Below are 16,225 nucleotides of genomic sequence, written 5' to 3' on the forward strand. Positions count from 1 at the left end.
GGACAGGGCCAGGGCCACGGGTACGCGGAAGGGCCCGGCACATCGCCTGTGCCGGGCCCTTCCGCGTACCGCCTGTCAGCCGAAGACCAGCCAGACCACCCCGTAGCTCATCGCCGCCACCGCGCCCGCCGCCGGCATCGTGATGAACCAGCCCAGGACGATGTTCTTGGCGACGCCCCAGCGGACCGCGTTCACCCGCTTCGTCGCCCCGACGCCCATGATCGCCGAGGTGATCACATGGGTGGTCGAGATCGGCGCGTGGAAGAGGAACGCCGAGCCGAACATGATGGACGCCCCCGTGGTCTCCGCGGCGAAGCCCTGCGGCGGGTCCAGCTCAATGATCTTCCGGCCGAGCGTACGCATGATCCGCCAGCCGCCGGCGTACGTACCCAGCGACAGCATCACCGCACAGGCGATCTTGACCCAGATCGGGATCTCGTCGGCCTGCTGCTCCACATCGGCGATGACCAGCGCCATCACCACGATGCCCATCGTCTTCTGAGCGTCCTGGAGGCCGTGGCCGAGGGCCATCGCCGCCGCCGAGACGGTCTGAGCGATCCGGAAGCCGCGCTTCGCCTTGTGCGGATTGACCTTGCGGAAGATCCACATGATCGCGACCATCACCAGATAACCGGCGAGGAGACCGACCAGCGGCGAGACGAACATCGGGATGACGACCTTCTCCAGCACCCCGGACCAGATCACCTCCGTGCCGCCCGCGAGCGCCGCGCCCACCATCCCGCCGAACAGAGCGTGCGAGGAGGACGAGGGCAGACCGAAGTACCAGGTGACCAGGTTCCAGACGATCGCGCCCAGCAGCGCGGCGAAGAGGATGCCCATCCCCTTGCTGCCCTGGGGCGTGGCGATGAGGCCCTCACTGACCGTCTTGGCCACCCCCTGGCCGAGGAACGCGCCCGCCAGGTTCATCACCGCGGCCATCGCCAGCGCCGCCTTCGGCGTCAGCGCCCGGGTGGAGACCGAGGTCGCGATCGCGTTGGCGGAGTCGTGGAAGCCATTGGTGTACGTGAAGCCGAGCGCGACGCCGATGGTCACGATCAGGGCGAAGGTGTCCACGAGGGTCAGGACTCCTTGACCGCGATGGTCTCCACGGTGTTCGCCACGTGCTCGAAGGCGTCGGCGGCCTCTTCCAGCACATCCACGATCTGCTTGAGCTTCAACACCTCGATCGCGTCGTACTTACCATTGAAGAGGGTCGCGAGCAGCCGGCGGTGGATCTGGTCCGCCTGGTTCTCCAGCCGGTTGACCTCGATCCAGTACTCGGTCAGATGCTCCATCGTCCGCAGATGCGGCATCGCCTCGGCCGTCAGCTCGGCCGCGCGGGCCAGCACCTCGATCTGCTGCTCGACCCCCTTGGGCAGCTCCTCGACCTGGTAGAGCACGACGAGGTCGACGGCCTCCTCCATGAAGTCCATGATGTCGTCGAGGGAGGAGGCCAGCCGGTAGATGTCCTCGCGGTCGAACGGCGTGATGAACGAGGAGTTCAGCTGGTGGAAAATGGCATGGGTGGCGTCGTCGCCCGCGTGCTCCGCCGCCCGCATCCGTTCCGCGATCTCGGCCCGCCCGGAGGCATCGGCCCCGAGCAGTTCCATCAGGAGCTTGGAGCCCGTGACGATGTTGTCCGCGGACGCGGCGAACATGTCGTAGAAGCTCGTCTCCCTGGGGGTCAGACGAAATCGCACGTGGGGTCCTCGGGTGCTCTGGGTTCGGACAGGCTGATGCTAGGCGCATTCATCCGGCCACGGCCAACCGGTGTTCCTCAGTGTCGCCCATCGCGGCGGGGGACGGGCGGGGGACCCTCGGGCGCGCGGAAGACCCCTTTCCCCGGCCGTTCGGTACCATATACCCACGAGGGGTATACAGCCTTGGTTTGTCAGCAGATCATTTTCGGACACAGAACGCAGGACAACGGGAGGAACCGATGACGACCACCGAGGCGGCCGGCCCCCCGGTCGCGGACACCGCCGCCGCACCGGCGGACTGCCCGGTCACCGACCACGACCAGGGCATCCACGGCTACCACCACCAGAAGGACGAGCACCTCAAGCGGCTCCGCCGGATCGAGGGCCAGATCCGGGGCCTCCAGCGGATGGTCGACGAGGACGTCTACTGCATCGACATACTCACCCAGGTCTCCGCGTCCACCAAGGCGCTCCAGTCCTTCGCGCTCCAGCTGCTGGAGGAGCACCTGCGCCACTGCGTCGCCGACGCGGCGGTCAAGGGCGGCACCGAGATCGACGCCAAGGTCGAGGAGGCCACCAAGGCCATCGCCCGCCTTCTGCGCACCTGAGGTCCGTCCCCGCCCGAGGAAGGGCCGGGGCGCACCACCGCCCCGGCCACCCCCACTCAGCCCTGCCGGGCCCGCCGGACCTGCTGCGCCTGACCCCGCCCGGCCTGCCGGGCGGACCGCTCGGCGGCCACCTTCAGCACCTCGTCGATACGGTCGAAGCTGAGCCGCTCCCCGTCCGCCGCCGACGCCGCGATGATCAGATCGCCGCACAGCTCGATCTCGGCGAGGGCCACGTGGTCCTGTACCAATGTCGTACTGGGCGCAGCCACGTGCATGTCACCTCTTCCTGCCGGTACCGGTATCCCTAGCGTAGGGAGTGACGAACCGACCGCGCATGGCACGTCCGGACCATTTAGCCCCTGATCTTTCCGGCGTAAATGTCCCGGCGGTCGGGCAGGCGTACGACGACCGGAGCCCCGAAGTCGTACAGCAGGGTGGTCGACGCGACCTCGACCGTGCCCCCGCCGTTGGTGAAGGTGAAGCGGTGGAGCACCTTGCGCAGCCGCCCCCGCTCGTCGAGGTACGCCTCGAACGGGACGGCGTCCCTGGCGAACCCTTTCGCCGCCGCCGCGAGCGAGGCACGGGCATGCGGTTCGGCGGCCAGGGCCGCCCGCGCGATGTCGGCGTCGCCCCGGTAGTGGCGCACGGTCGCGCCGTCGAGGGTCTCCTCCCCGAGGTAGACCACGTTCCGCGCGCTGCGCAGCAGCTCGGCGGCGGCCAGCGGATCGGTCGCGCCCCCGGTGACCAGGTTCCCGTCCTCCAGCGTGGTGGTGTCGACCCGTACCCATTTGTCGGCGGGGACCCCCGCCCCCCGGTTCTTCATGTACAGCGCGCCGGGAGTCATCAGCTCGGTGACCGGACGGCGGGCCTCCATGCCCGCCGGGTCCTTGGGCAGGACCACGGTGAGACGGCCCTCGCGGCGGGTGAAGTCGTAACCCCCCTCGCCCCGGATCGTCACCCGGGTGCCGCCGGCCGCCGTCTCCATCGAGGTACGGGTACGGGCGCTGCCCGCCGCGATGAGCCTGTCGGCGGCCGTGCGGACCTCGTCCGAGCGACCGTCCGCCACCTGCCCCGCCTGGCCCTGGACGGTGTCGAGCCGCGGCCTGCCGTCGGCCGGACCGCTCACCCCGGCGGAGCACCCGCCGACCGCCATCGCTCCCAGTACCGCGGCCAGGGCGACCGTCCCGCCCTTACGCCTGTGCTGCTGCGCCACCATCGCCTGCCAACCCCCAACACCGGACCGCTGCTTCCCAGAGACCTCCGCCCGCCCCGCCTAACGAGAACCGGGGCCCGCCGTCACGCGGATGCGTGCGGCCCGCACGGTCCCAGTACCGTGGAGGTGTGCTTCCGTCAGACCTTCCGGCCCCCGCCGGGGCGCTTCATCGCACCGACACCGCCGAGCGCGGATCCTTCGCCGTGGCCCGCTGCTCCTGCGGCTGGTCGGGCCCGGCCCGGCGGTCCCGTGAGCGGGCGCGCTCGGACGCGCGGGCGCACTCCCCGGAGGGCGGGACCCTCCCGGAGGGCTGAACGGGCGGATCGGGCCGCCGGACGGCCCCGTACGGAGGCGTCCGGATGGCCGTGGGACCCCGGCGGCGGTGCCCTTGTCCACAAGGGGTGTTCACCGGAACACCGATCCGCCTCCGACGGCCGCACTCCGGCCGACCCAAGGACGTCCTGCCATGAAGCGATCCCCGAGCCGCTCCGCGCGCCGCGGCGGCCGAATAGCCGTTCTCGCCTCCGCCGCCGTACTCGTACTCGCCCTGCCCCTCGGCGGGGCGGCGACCGCCGCAGAGGTGGCTGCCGCACAGCTGCCCGCGGCGGCGAAGCCGGAAGGTCCGATCGAGAGTTCGCTCTCCGTCGCCGGCACCGGGGCGATGGCCGCTGCCGCCACCGTCCTGATAGTCCGCCGGCATCAGCGGCGCAGCCGCAACAACCGCCGCTGACGGATCCGGCCCCGGGCACCGGGCCCTGCCCCGCCCTGTACGGCAGTGAGCCCGCCCGGTCACTCGGGAGGAGTGACACGGACGGGCTCGGAGGTCCCGGTGTGGGCTCAGGCGGCGAGATCCCTCTCGCCCGCGCCCTTGCCCCTCGGCCCGGACATGCCCAGCGCCCCGGCCCGCTCGCCGTTCCGGCCGGACCGCGGGCGCTTGGCCCGTACGAGGACGCCGCCGACCTTGGACCCGGCGATCGCCGACACCACGGGGGTCAGCAGTGCCATCGCGAGGGGCGCGAGGAGCAGCGTGACAGCCGTACCGAGGGCGAAGCCGCCGATGACGTCGGTGGGGTAGTGGACGCCCATGTAGACGCGGAGGAAGCCCTCGGCGAGCGCGAGGCCGAGCGCGGCGAAGCCGAGCCTGCGGTGGGCGAGGAAGATGCCGACCGCGAGCGCCATGGCCATGGTCGAGTGATCGCTGACGAAGGAGTAGTCCGTCTTGCCCGCGACCAGGACCTCCAGGCCCTTGTGGTCCACGAACGGTCTCGGCCGCTCCACGAAGCCCCGGATGGGGATGTTGACCACCACGGCGACGGCGGCGGCGAGCGGCGCCCAGACCAGCCCCGTGACGGCGGCGGTCGAGTCCTCGGCGGTGCCCAGCCGGCGTACGCTCCACCAGGCCCAGAGCCCGACGACGGCGAGCCCGAACATGATTCCGTACTCGCCGACGAACCCCATGATGCGGTCGAACCACGGCGGGGCGGCTTTGGACAGGCCGTTGATGTCGTAGAGCAGATTGAGGTCGGCGCCCGACCCCCCGCCCGCCTGCGCGAGGGAAAGCCCCGTCCTTGGCTCCGCGAGGGGGATCCCCATTGCGAGTCCAGCCATCTGCTGCGGCCCCTTGCCTCTGTGTCGACCTGAACTGCTCGGCGTCGGTGTCGGTGTCCGTCCGCGCCGGCCGGGCACGGGCCCGGCACGGCCGCTCCGTCCAGGGAACGGCCCGCTCCCCCACGGCGTTCCACTCTCCACCCAACGCTCACCAGGACGTTATCGAAGAGAGATCCGAGGAGACCCGTGGAGCCTGTGGAGAGCTGTGGAGATCCGTCGCCGCCGTCCGGGACCATGGCCCGGCAGTGGCTTCCCCGGCCGGGCCGGACAAGCCCTGTCAGGCCTCCGGGGGCAGCGTGGGAAGCGATTTCGCGCCTTCCTCGGTGACCCGGGTGGCCCCGAAGTAGTCCGGGGTGTCGATCTTGTCGAAGCGGATCACGGCCCCGGGACGGGGAGCGTTGATCATATATCCGCCGCCGACATAGATGCCGACGTGGCGAATGGCCCGGGAGTTGGTGAGATCGTCCGAGAAGAAGACCAGATCGCCGGGGAGCAGCTCCTCGCGGGAGGGGTGCGGCCCGGCGTTGTACTGATCGTTGGCCACCCGGGGCAGCTCGATGTCCACGGTCCGGTACGAGGCCTGGGTCAGCCCGGAGCAGTCGAAGCGCCCGCCCTGCTCGGGGGTGCCGTTTCCGCCCCAGAGGTATTTGGTGCCGAGCTGCTTCTGCGCGAACTCGATCGCACCGGCCGCCTGCCGTGAGGGGTCCACCCGGCCGACGGGCCTCGCGAAGCTCTTCTCCAGCGTCTGGATGACCTTCACATAGTTCTGCGTCTCCTTGTACGGGGGGACGCCCCCGTACTTGATGACGGCGTACGGGCCCGCGTTGTACGCGGCGAGCATGTTGCTGGTGGGGTCGCCGGGGGCCTTGCTCACATACTTGGCCATCGCGCAGTCGTAGCTGGCGGCGGACGGAATCGCGTCCGCCGGGTCCCAGACGTCCCGGTCCCCGTCGCCGTCCCCGTCGATGCCGTGGGTGGCCCAGGTGCCGGGGATGAACTGCGCGATGCCCTGCGCGGCGGCGTGGCTCTGCGCACGCGGGTTCCAGCCGCTCTCCTGGTAGAGCTGGGCGGCGAGCAGCGCGGGCGTGAGCTCCGGGCAGAGATTGCCCCACTTCTGGACCAGCGCCTGATAGCGCGCGGGAACCGCGCCCTTGGCGAGCCCGAGCGCCCTGTTCTTCCCGTCGACGCCGCCGAAGAGCCCGGCGGCGGCGGAGAAGGTCCCGATCACCAGCAGCGCGACGAACGCCAGGGCCATCCCCGCGGACACACCCGCGATCAGCCACGCCTTACGCACCGTCAACCGCCCTTCACCCGTGGGGAGTACGCCACCTGGCGTCAGTGTAGGTGGGGGAAGGTCGATTACGGAGGTGGACGAAGGGGGCAGAACGGGGATTCGACGAGGCGTCCCTAGGGCTTTCCGGCCACGCCGCCGAACATCGCGACCTCGTCGGGGAGACCGTCCGCGTCAACACCGGAGCCGGGGCCCGTGTCCGCGTCGAAGCCGCAGGGCGGCAGCCAGCGGGAGCAGGAGACCACTCCGGGGTCGAGCAGTTCCAGGCCGTCGAAGTACCGCTCGACCTGACGGGGTGTGCGCTGGGTGAGCCGGGGGGTGCCGTGCTCGTTCCAGAAGGCGACCGCCGCGTCGACGTCCGGCATCGAGGGGCTGGTGATCGTGTGCGAGAGCACCAGATGGCTGCCGGCCGGCAGCTCGGCCATGAGCCGCCGCACCACCTCGTACGAGGCCTCGTGGTCCTCTATGAAGATCACCACACCGAGCAGCATCAGCGCCACGGGCTCGGAGAGGTCGAGCGTCCGGGCCGCGCGCTCCAGGATGGCGTCCGCGTCGGCCAGATCGGCGTCGAGGTAGTCGGTGCGGCCCTCGGGGGTGCTGGTGAGCAGCGCCCGGGCGTGGGTGAGGACGAGCGGGTCGTTGTCGACGTACACGATCCGGGCGTCCGGCGAGATGCGCTGGGCGACCTCATGCGTGTTGTCGGCGCTGGGCAGGCCGGTGCCTATGTCGAGGAACTGCCGTATGCCCGCGTGCGCGGCCAGCTGGTGCACGGCCCGCCCCAGAAAGAGGCGGTCGGCCCTCGCGTACTCCCCTATCCCCGGGTGGATCGACCGGATCCGGTCGCCCGCCTCCCGGTCGACGGGGTAGTTGTCCTTGCCGCCCAGCCAGTAGTTCCAGATGCGGGCGGTATGAGGGCGTGTGGTGTCGATCCGCCCGCGGATGTCCTCGTGTCCGGTCACGCGGCACACCGTACCCAAGTGGGCACCCTCCGAGAGGACGTTGTGACCACCCCGGCATCAAAGGGGACAGAGCGCGTCCGAAACGTGAGGAGCGCCCCAAAGGTGGAACAACGACAGTCATTGCCCGGAGTCACTCTCCGTGATACACAGAGTGACGGTAAGGGCTCGACGAGGCGCTCCGATCCGGTTCTCCGCAGCTCAGGACGGTGGCATCGGTCATACGTGCGGAGATCGTCCAAAGAGACCCGCCAAGTCGGCATACGAGGGCGGTTTCATCAGCGAAGATAGAGGGATGGCCCATGCCGAGGGGCACGGGCGGCTAACAACCCGACAGGGGCGGTGAGTTACACATGATCCTGGCAGCCGAAAAGGGCGATATCACCACCATCATCGGCGGAATCGCTCCAAATTGGGGGCCTTTCGGAGGCCTGGGCAACGAGGCCCGGGTGATGATCGAGGTAGTGATGGCCGTGGCCATCCTGCTCTGCCTCGGCATCGCGATCTGGGGCGCGGCCAAGCAGCGCATCGGCGCGACGGCACTGCGCGACACCTTCAGCGCGGAACAGGGCAAGGGCCTGATCGTCGCCGGTCTGACCGGCGTCTTCATCATCGGCTCCCTGGGAACCGTCTTCACCATCGTGTACGGGATGGCCGTCTGACCCCACTCCCGCCACCGCTCCCTCGCCCCCTTTCCCCAGCTCCCCGTGTGCCCGGCCCACCCTCAGAGGTTGCGTCTCCCCGATGTCGAGTCACCACACCGCGCCCGCGCGGACCTCAGCGCGGCTACCGTCGTCGTATGACTCCGTGTCACACGGCACGGGTGCGCACCTGGTTGAGGGAGGGCGTCTCCCCCAGCGGAGCGAGGGGAAGTACGCAAGATGAGCCTCGGGGACGACCACGGCTACCGCAGCGATCCGGGCGGCCGCGGCGACGACGGCTTCGGCGGTACGGGCCAGACCCGCACCCGTCTGCCCGGCACCGCCGACACCGACGCCCACGGCGGCCCACGCCGCCCGGCCCGCGGCTCCCGCTCCCTCATCACCGTGGTGGGCGTCGTCGTCCTGCTCATCGCCGCCATCGCCTTCGCCAACCGCGGCGACAACCCCGACACCACCGCCTCCACCCCCGACTCCGCCGCCAACCGCCCCGGCACCCACCCCACCGCCCCCACCGGCGTCAAACCCGTCCAGGGCCACCCCCAATCCATCCCCACCGGCCACCCCAAAACCGAACAGGGCGCCCAGAGCGCGGCCGCGAACTACGCCGTGGCCCTGGGCTCCGACGGGATGTTCAAGGCGGCCACCCGGCAGAACATCGTACGAACCGTGCACGACCCCACCACGGTCGAGCGTCTGCTGGCGGACCTGGACAAGGCGTACTCCCCCGGATTCCTGGCCGGCGTCGGCCTGGAGGAGGACGGCACCGCGCCCAAGGGGCTCTCCTTCATCTCCCGCACCGTCCCCGTCGGCACCTCGGTGACGGAACAGAAGGGCGGCGCGGTGACCGTGGAAGTGTGGTGCACGGGGCTCATCGGCCTGGCGGGACCGTCCTCCGTCAAGCCGGTGACCGAGAACTGGTTCACGCTCACCCAGAAGCTCCGCTGGGTCGACAACGACTGGAAGATCGTCTCATCGACCCAGAAAGAGGGACCGACACCGGTCTACGGGGACAATCGCGCGTCCTCCGCAGACGAGATCGCCAGTGCTGTAGCGGGATACGGAGGCTTCACCTATGCCCGGTAGTGGCCACCTTCGCACCAGGGTCCTCGCCACCCTGACCGCCGTCCCGGCGTCGATCGTCCTCTTCGCCTCCCGGGCGACGGCGGCGCCCACGCCCTCGCCGTCACCCTCGCCGAGCCCGAGTTCCAGCAGTGACCCGTGCAGCATCGTGCCCGGCGCCGCACAGGACCTCTGCGAGCGCGGCGAGAACGGCGGCGGCAGCGGAGGCTCCAGCGACTCCCTCGACCCCACCAGCGCCGCCGACCCCCTCGGCGCCCTCGGCCGCGCCTGCACCGACGCCGCCTCGTGGACCGTCGACACCCTCTCCAAGGCGGTGAAGTCCACGGCCACCGTCGACTTCACCAACACCACCTTCCTCTCCCAGTACGCCATCGTCTTCGCCGCCACCACCGTCCTCACCCTCCTCCTCTGGCTCCTCGCCGTCGCCAAGCGAGCCATCCGCGGCGTCCCCCTCACCACCGCCCTCACCGAGGCCATCGGCTTCCTCTGGCTGGCTGTCCTCGCCTCCGCCTTCACCCCGCTGATCCTCTACACCCTGGTCTCCGCCACCGACGGAGTCACCGAGGTCATCACCGGCGGCACCGGCGACCAGACCGACCAGTTCTTCGGGAACTTCTCCGCCGCCCTCAAACAGGGCAACGACATCGGCGGCGGCCCGATCATGCAGATCGTCGTCTCGCTCGTCACCATCGTCGCGGCCGGCGTGCTCTACCTCGAACTCTTCATCCGCGCCATCGTCCTGTACGTGGGCGCGCTCCTCGGCGTCGTCGTCTACTCCGGACTCGTCGACAAGAACATGTGGGGCAACGTCCGCCGCTGGGCCGGCATCATGATCGCGATCATCCTGGTCAAACCGATCATCGCCATCGTCCTCGGCCTCGCCGGAGCCCTCACCAACTCCGAGAAGACCGACTCCATCGGCGCGATCGTCTCCGGCCTCGCCATCATCATCCTCGCCATCATCGCCTCCGGGATGATCTACCGCTTCGTCCCCGGCTTCGGCGACGAGATCGTCGCCTCCCGCAACAACCGCGTCCAGGGCGGCGTCGAGAACCGCGCCGCCGCGGTCATCAGCTCCCCCGCCGCCCTCGTCTCCCAGGGCATCAAGACCCACAGCTCCCGGGGGAACGCCGGCGGCGGAGGCGACAGCGGAAGCTCAGGCTCCGCCGCCCGCCCCGCCAACCCCATCGGCGGAGGCGTCGCCGCCCACAGCTCCCGCCCCACCGGAACCCCCTCCACCGCAGGATCGGGCCCGGCCGCCGGCGGCAGCGCGCCACCACCCCGTAGCGGCGCGCCCACCACCAACACCCCGCACAGCAACCGCAAGAGCACAGGAGGTGGCGGGCGTTGACGACCCAGTCCCATCCCATCGCACCCCGCCGGACGTATCTCATCGGCCGCGCCCGGCCGAACGCGATCATCGGCAAGAACCGCGAGACCGGCGAAATCGCCCTGATCATCGCCGGCGCGTTCCTCGGCATGATGAGCGGCCTCATCGTCCCCGTGCTCACCCTGCGGATCGTGCTGCTGATGGGCTTCCCCATGCTCGCGCTCGCCGCCGTCTACGTCCCGTACAAAAACCGCACCTTCTACAAATGGTTCGAGATCAACCGCAGCTTCAAACGCAGCGTGCGCGGCAACAAGACCGCCTACCGCTCCTCCGCCGCCGAGGCCGGCACCGCGCTCGACGGCCGTGAGGTCGAAGTCGGCCCGCCGCCCGGCATCGGCCGGATCAGCTGGCTCGCCGCCCCCTTCGGCCCCGACGAGATCGCCGTACTCCTGCACGCCGACCGCCGCACCGTCACCGCCGCCATCGAGATCGAGGGCCCCGGCGTCGGACTGCGCGACAGCGAGGACCAGGAGGCCCTGGTCGACCGCTTCGGCACCCTCCTCAAGCACGTCGCCAACGGCGACGGCTTCGTGACCCGCATCCAGATGCTCGCCCGCACCCTCCCGGCCGACCCCGACGCCCACGCCAAGGACGTCGCCCAGCGCGGCGACACCCACTCCCCGCCCTGGCTGCGCGAGTCCTACGACCAGCTCCAGTCGATGGTCTCCACCTCCAGCGAGCAGCACCGCGCCTACCTCGTGGCCTGCATGCACTACACCCGCGAACTCGCCGCCGAGGCCAACGCCATGGCCCGCGCCGCCCGCGCCGCCGCCGGCACCAAGGCCCGCAGGCTCGACAAGGACGCCGGACTCGCCGTCGTCATGGCCCGCGAGCTGACCGACATCTGCGCCCGGCTCGCCGAGGCCGACATCCGGGTCCGCCAGCCGCTCGGCCAGGGCCGGCTGGCCTCCCTCGTCCACTCCATGTACGACCCCGACCACCCCATCGACCACATCCAGGCGATGACCAAGCGCAACGCCTGGCCCGCCGAGCTGGACGCCATGGAGCCCACCTACCTCCAGGCCAAGACCCGCGAATCGTCCACCCGCGCGCCCTGGTGCCACTCCACCGCCTGGGTGAAGGAGTGGCCGATGACCCCGGTCGGCGTCAACTTCCTCGCCCCGCTCCTCGTCCACACCCCCGATGTGATCCGCACGGTCGCGGTCACCATGGACCTGGAACCCACCGAGGTCGCCATCGAGCGCATGCTCACCGAGAAGACCAACGACGAGGCCGACGCCAGCCGCGCCGCCAAGATGAACCGCACGGTCGACCCGCGCGACATCGCCGCGCACGGACGGCTCGACCAGCGGGGTGAAGATCTCGCCAGCGGTGCGGCGGGCGTCAACCTCGTCGGGTACATCACGGTGTCGTCCCGTTCGCCCGAGGCCCTGGCCAGGGACAAGCGGACGATCAGGGCATCGGCCGGCAAGTCGTACCTGAAACTGGAGTGGTGCGACCGCGAGCACCACCGGGCCTTTGTGAACACCCTGCCGTTCGCGACCGGCATCCGCCGTTAGGGGCCCTGATCCTGATGCGAGATCCGCTGTCCGTCCTCACCGAGGCGTTCACCTCCTTCGTCTTCGGAAAGGTGGAGACCACCCGGCTGCCCGTGCGCACCTCCACCGGGCAGGCGCAGGCCGTCTATCTGCCCACCGCGGCACCGGGCCTCGGCGACTCCGGCGTGATCATCGGCCGGGAGGTCTACAGCGGCAAGGGATACATCTACGACCCGTTCCAGCTGTACGGACAGCAGTTGCCCGCCCCCCACTGGCTGGTGCTCGGCGAGTCCGGCAACGGCAAGTCGGCGCTGGAGAAGACCTACGTACTGCGCCAGCTGCGCTTCCGCGACCGCCAGGTCGTCGTCCTCGACGCACAGGGCGAGGACGGCGTCGGCGAGTGGAACCTCATCGCGCAGGAGCTGGGGATAACCCCCATCCGGCTCGACCCGATGACCGCCCTCGACGGCGGCATCCGGCTCAACCCGCTCGACCCCGCGATCACCACCACCGGCCAGCTCGCGCTGCTCCGCACCATCATCGAAGTCGCCATGGGCCACGGCCTCGACGAACGGGCCGGCTTCGCCCTCAAGGTCGCCCACGCCTATGTCAACACGACCATCACCCACCGCCAGCCGGTCCTCACCGACATCGTGGAACAGCTCCGCCACCCGGAGGCCGAGTCCGCCGAGGCGATGAACGTCGACATAGACGATGTACGGGCCTGGGGCCTCGATGTCGCGCTGGTACTGGACCGGCTGGTCGACGGTGACCTGAGAGGCATGTTCGACGGCCCGACGACGGTCGGCATCGACCTCGACGCGCCGCTGATCGTCTTCGACCTCTCCCACATCGACCGCAACTCCATCGCGATGCCCATCCTGATGGCCATCGTCGGCGTCTGGCTGGAGCACACCTGGATCCGCCCCGACCGGAAGAAGCGCATCTTCCTGGTCGAGGAGGCCTGGCACATCATCAACTCGCCCTTTGTCGCCCAGCTCTTCCAGCGGCTGCTGAAGTTCGGCCGGCGCCTCGGCCTCTCCTTCGTCGCCGTCGTCCACCATCTCTCCGACGTCGTCGACGGAGCGGCGGCACGAGAGGCGGCGGCGATCCTGAAAATGGCCTCCACCCGGACGATCTACGCCCAGAAGGCGGACGAGGCACGCGCCACCGGCCTCGTCCTCGGGCTGCCCCGCTGGGCGGTCGAGATCATCCCGACCCTCACCCCCGGTATCGCCGTCTGGGACGTCAACGGCAATGTGCAGGTCGTCAAACACCTGATCACCGAGGCGGAACGCCCCCTGGTCTTCACCGACCGGGCCATGACGGAGTCATCGGGCTCCGTGCTCTCCGAAGACCTGGAAGCCGCGGAGTGGGAGGCGGAACAGCGCGCTTCCCTGATCGAGCGTCACAAGCTCGACGAGTCCTCCGAGTCGACGGTGGCGTGAGATGCACCCGTCCCAGCCGCGCCGCCATGAACGGGAGAGGTCGGGAGGCGTCCCGGACGGCATGCTGCTGGGGCTGCTCGGCCTCGGTGTCAGCTCCCTGCTGCTGACCTGGACGGCGACCGGCCTCTCCGGCCTGCTCGCGCACGGTTCCTGGCCCTCGGGCGTCACCTTCAAGAACGCCCCGCAGGCGGTACGCTCCCTGGTCACCGCGCCACAGGAGCTGCCCGCCGCCTGGCCGGACACCCCTGCGGGGGAGCTCTCGGGGTACGGGCTGTTCTGGGGGCTGGCGATCAGTCAGCTGATGGTGCTGCTGGTCCTGGCGGTCTTCCTGCTGGGCACCCTGGCCCGCTGGAAGGCCCTGCGGGAGTCCCGCCGGGCCGATCGCCTCCGCCTCCGCGAGAGCCCCGCCGCCGCCCCTGGGCCACACCACCCCGAGCCCGCCGTCGAGGCGATCCCGGTGCCCGCCGCCGCGCCCGCGCCCGCGCCCGACCCCCCGATCCCGGTTCCGGTTCCGGTTCCGGCCCAGCGCGCCCCGCGCGTCCTCTACGGCGACCCCGCCGTCCGCCGCCCGGCCGCGCTCCAGGCCGTACTGGACGCCGAGGGCCCCGCCGTCGTCGTCACCTCCGACCCGATGGTCTGGGCCGAGACGAAGGACGTCCGGGCCAAGCTCGGCCCGGTCCTCGTCTACGACCCCGGCCACCTCTGCGACACCCCCGCCCGGCTCCACTGGTCCCCCGTCTCCCGCTGCGAGGACGCCGATACGGCGGCGGCCCGCGCCACCGCACTCCTCGCCCCCGTCCGGCCGCGCGCCCTCCTGGACGCCGTCATGGCCGACACCGCCGAGACCCTGCTGCGCTGCTGGCTGCACGCCGCCGCCGTGGACGGCCGAGGCGTCAAACAGGTCCACCGCTGGGCCCAGGGCGGCAGCGCTCAAGAGGCGGTACGCATCCTCCGTACGCACCCCAAGGCCGCCGGCGGCCTCGCCGGGCTGCTGGAATCGGCGCTCACCGCCCACCCCGAACGCCGGGAGATCGCCCAGGAGCTGGTGGCCGGGGCGCTGTCCGGCCTCTCCTCGATCCATATCCGCGAGGCATGCACCCCCAACCGAACTGATTCCCTCACCTTGGAATCATTTGCGAACGAAGGGGGAACCCTCTATCTGGTGGGTGAACCCATAGAGGACCCCAGATCCCGCCCCGGAGCGATGCCATTGCTCACCGCACTGGCAGCAGACGTGGTCGAGCACGGCCGCCGCATGGCCGCACGGTCATCCGCCGGCCGGCTCGACCCACCAATGACGCTCGTTCTGGACGATGTCGCAGCTGTGGCTCCGCTTCCCCGGCTTCCGGAGCTGCTGGCGAACGGAGCGGAGCAGGGCCTGCCCACGCTGGTCCTGCTCCGCTCCGCCGAACAGGCCCGCGCCCGCTGGTCAGAGCCTCTGACCGGCTGAGCGTCAGCCAGACCCGATCAACAGCGGTCTCGGGAACCGCCGTCATCCAGATTGCCGTTGTACATCCAGCCCTGGATGTCCGTGCCGCTGAGACGGACATGGGTCCAGCCGTTGCCCGACTCATTCACGATGGAGCAGTGGTAGTAGAGCAGCTCACTGGGGTAGATGGTCGCCCTGGTGCCGCAGTTCGAGTGCGGCCCCGGGCGGAGCGGTGACCCCGAAGTGACGTATCCGTAGTCGGAGTCCTTGTTGGACCAGGAGTGACTGCATCCGAGCGGCCCCGACGCAGACGTGGCCGACTGCGCGGGTGCCGCGGCCGTCACCAGGCCCGCAGCCGCGATCATCGGCAGAACGGCGGCCAGTAAGCGTGTCCGTTTCTTCGCCATGGCTCTCCCTTCCGGAGAACGGTTGAAGATCGGTTGACGATCGATCCATGTTTCCCGGCCGGACGGCGGCCCCAAGCGGCCGGTACTTGCCTTCACCGTCCCGCCGGCGGCTCCTACCGTAAAACCTCCCTCACACGGGAGGTTCAAGAGCATGCGACACAATGTGACGCACTTCACTCCACAGGGCGAGTGGAGCATCGGTGAACTGGCCGCGCGCAGCCGGCTGCCGGTGAAGACCGTTCGGTACTACACCGATATCAAGCTGCTGCCCGAGGCGGGCCGAAGCCCCGGCGGGCATCGGCGTTACGGGCCCGACGCCCTGGAACGCCTCCGTCTGATCAGACGATTACGCAGCCTGGGCCAGCCGATCGCCACCATCACCCAGGTCCTTCGCGGGGAGGTGTCCCTCGGGGAGCTGGCATCCGCGGAGCAGGACCGGGCCGAGGATCTGCTGTTCGAGCTGAGATGGCGCAGGGCCACCTGGCAGGCCCTGTACGAATCCGCCGGTGCCGAGCAGCTGCGCAGGCTGGAGATGCTCGCCCGAGTGCAGCGGCCACCGCAGGCGCACGCCGAGCTGATAGGGGCCTGGAAGCGGTCACTGCCCGGTTCTCTGTCGGGCCGGCTGATCGACCTGATCGTCTCGTACGCCGCACCCGCGCCCCCGCGCCGCCCCTCACCCCGCAAGGTGCTGGCCTACGGCGAACTCCACGCCCTTGCCGCCCGTCCCGATCTCCGGGCCGTCATGTCCGAGCCCGACCGGTACTGGCAACAGGTCGCCGTCGTCACGGCCGAAACGGCTGAATAAAAGGTCTTGAACGCAAAAATGCCTCAGTCCCCGGACACAATGTGTCCGGGGACTGAGGCTAAAAATTGTTCGGCGGCGTCCTACTCTCCCACAGGGTCCCCCCTGCAGTACCATCGGCGCTGAAAGGCT

18 protein-coding genes are annotated in these 16,225 nt (G+C 70.1%); 10 read left to right on the top strand and 8 right to left on the bottom strand.

Features of this window, described 5'->3' with window-relative positions; genetic code table 11:
- Positions 1–75 precede the first annotated feature (75 nt).
- Together ABD371_RS32070 and ABD371_RS32075 are read right to left on the bottom strand one after the other, a co-directional pair.
- Positions 76–1,074, bottom strand: coding sequence for an inorganic phosphate transporter (locus tag ABD371_RS32070; protein WP_190126443.1), 999 nt, complete (start codon positions 1,072–1,074; stop codon positions 76–78).
- A 5-nt stretch (positions 1,075–1,079) separates the two neighbouring features.
- Positions 1,080–1,700 (bottom strand): DUF47 domain-containing protein, encoded by a 621-nt coding sequence (locus tag ABD371_RS32075; RefSeq protein ID WP_190126444.1) that lies wholly within the window; start codon positions 1,698–1,700, stop codon positions 1,080–1,082.
- A 239-nt stretch (positions 1,701–1,939) separates the two neighbouring features.
- Here ABD371_RS32075 and ABD371_RS32080 point away from each other — a divergent pair, with 239 nt between their 5' ends.
- Positions 1,940–2,308 carry a metal-sensitive transcriptional regulator gene (locus ABD371_RS32080; protein ID WP_344484920.1) on the top strand — a complete coding sequence of 123 codons (369 nt, stop codon included), beginning with the start codon at positions 1,940–1,942 and terminating at the stop codon, positions 2,306–2,308.
- Positions 2,309–2,364: 56 nt separating this feature from the next.
- On the opposite strand, the gene ABD371_RS32085 is transcribed toward ABD371_RS32080, so the two are convergent.
- Positions 2,365–2,583 carry a hypothetical protein gene (locus ABD371_RS32085; protein WP_344484923.1) on the bottom strand — a complete coding sequence of 73 codons (219 nt, stop codon included), beginning with the start codon at positions 2,581–2,583 and terminating at the stop codon, positions 2,365–2,367.
- 77 nt (positions 2,584–2,660) lie between these two features.
- Complete coding sequence (locus ABD371_RS32090) at positions 2,661–3,524, bottom strand: SCO4651 family lipoprotein (RefSeq protein WP_344484926.1); 864 nt, start codon at positions 3,522–3,524, stop codon at positions 2,661–2,663.
- Positions 3,525–3,649: 125 nt separating this feature from the next.
- On the opposite strand from ABD371_RS32090, the gene ABD371_RS32095 reads away from it, so the two are divergent.
- Together ABD371_RS32095 and ABD371_RS32100 are read left to right on the top strand one after the other, a co-directional pair.
- On the top strand, positions 3,650–3,835 hold the full coding sequence (locus ABD371_RS32095) for a hypothetical protein (protein ID WP_344484929.1): 186 nt from the start codon (positions 3,650–3,652) through the stop codon (positions 3,833–3,835).
- A gap of 152 nt (positions 3,836–3,987) precedes the next feature.
- Entirely contained in the window at positions 3,988–4,251 is a 264-nt protein-coding gene (locus ABD371_RS32100) for a hypothetical protein (protein ID WP_344484932.1), read from the top strand.
- Positions 4,252–4,358: 107 nt separating this feature from the next.
- On the opposite strand, the gene ABD371_RS32105 is transcribed toward ABD371_RS32100, so the two are convergent.
- The 3 genes from ABD371_RS32105 to ABD371_RS32115 all read right to left on the bottom strand — a co-directional run bounded on the left by ABD371_RS32105 (position 4,359) and on the right by ABD371_RS32115 (position 7,388).
- Positions 4,359–5,114 carry a phosphatase PAP2 family protein gene (locus tag ABD371_RS32105; RefSeq protein ID WP_344484974.1) on the bottom strand — a complete coding sequence of 252 codons (756 nt, stop codon included), beginning with the start codon at positions 5,112–5,114 and terminating at the stop codon, positions 4,359–4,361.
- A gap of 292 nt (positions 5,115–5,406) precedes the next feature.
- Positions 5,407–6,384 carry a C40 family peptidase gene (locus ABD371_RS32110; protein ID WP_381735275.1) on the bottom strand — a complete coding sequence of 326 codons (978 nt, stop codon included), beginning with the start codon at positions 6,382–6,384 and terminating at the stop codon, positions 5,407–5,409.
- A 152-nt stretch (positions 6,385–6,536) separates the two neighbouring features.
- The gene (locus tag ABD371_RS32115; RefSeq protein ID WP_344484980.1) at positions 6,537–7,388 is read right to left on the bottom strand and encodes an SAM-dependent methyltransferase; all 852 of its coding nucleotides are present in this window, start codon (positions 7,386–7,388) and stop codon (positions 6,537–6,539) included.
- A 341-nt stretch (positions 7,389–7,729) separates the two neighbouring features.
- Between ABD371_RS32115 and ABD371_RS32120 the strand changes: the two genes are divergently transcribed.
- From ABD371_RS32120 to ABD371_RS32145, 6 genes are all read left to right on the top strand, one after another.
- Complete coding sequence (locus ABD371_RS32120; RefSeq protein ID WP_153482055.1) at positions 7,730–8,038, top strand: hypothetical protein; 309 nt, start codon at positions 7,730–7,732, stop codon at positions 8,036–8,038.
- A gap of 219 nt (positions 8,039–8,257) precedes the next feature.
- On the top strand, positions 8,258–9,121 hold the full coding sequence (locus ABD371_RS32125) for a hypothetical protein (protein ID WP_344484941.1): 864 nt from the start codon (positions 8,258–8,260) through the stop codon (positions 9,119–9,121).
- Positions 9,111–10,469: a hypothetical protein gene (locus ABD371_RS32130; RefSeq protein WP_344484944.1), complete on the top strand. Its 1,359-nt coding sequence runs from the start codon at positions 9,111–9,113 to the stop codon at positions 10,467–10,469. Before ABD371_RS32125 ends, ABD371_RS32130 begins: the two co-directional genes overlap by 11 nt.
- Positions 10,466–12,028, top strand: a complete 1,563-nt coding sequence (locus tag ABD371_RS32135; RefSeq protein WP_344484947.1) for an SCO6880 family protein — start codon at positions 10,466–10,468, stop codon at positions 12,026–12,028. The genes ABD371_RS32130 and ABD371_RS32135 overlap by 4 nt, the downstream gene beginning before the upstream one ends.
- A 14-nt stretch (positions 12,029–12,042) precedes the next feature.
- A complete protein-coding gene (locus tag ABD371_RS32140) occupies positions 12,043–13,455 on the top strand; it encodes an ATP-binding protein (protein WP_344484950.1) in 1,413 nt (470 codons plus the stop codon).
- 1 nt (position 13,456) lies between these two features.
- A complete protein-coding gene (locus ABD371_RS32145; protein ID WP_344484953.1) occupies positions 13,457–14,905 on the top strand; it encodes a type IV secretory system conjugative DNA transfer family protein in 1,449 nt (482 codons plus the stop codon).
- A 17-nt stretch (positions 14,906–14,922) separates the two neighbouring features.
- Here the strand turns inward: ABD371_RS32145 and ABD371_RS32150 are convergent, their stop codons facing one another.
- A complete protein-coding gene (locus ABD371_RS32150) occupies positions 14,923–15,291 on the bottom strand; it encodes an SH3 domain-containing protein (protein WP_344484956.1) in 369 nt (122 codons plus the stop codon).
- A gap of 151 nt (positions 15,292–15,442) precedes the next feature.
- Between ABD371_RS32150 and ABD371_RS32155 the strand changes: the two genes are divergently transcribed.
- Positions 15,443–16,096, top strand: a complete 654-nt coding sequence (locus ABD371_RS32155) for a MerR family transcriptional regulator (protein ID WP_344484959.1) — start codon at positions 15,443–15,445, stop codon at positions 16,094–16,096.
- Positions 16,097–16,225 lie beyond the last annotated feature (129 nt).

The organism is Streptomyces amakusaensis (genome assembly GCF_039532665.1).
Classification (GTDB): Bacteria; Actinomycetota; Actinomycetes; order Streptomycetales; family Streptomycetaceae; genus Streptomyces; species Streptomyces amakusaensis.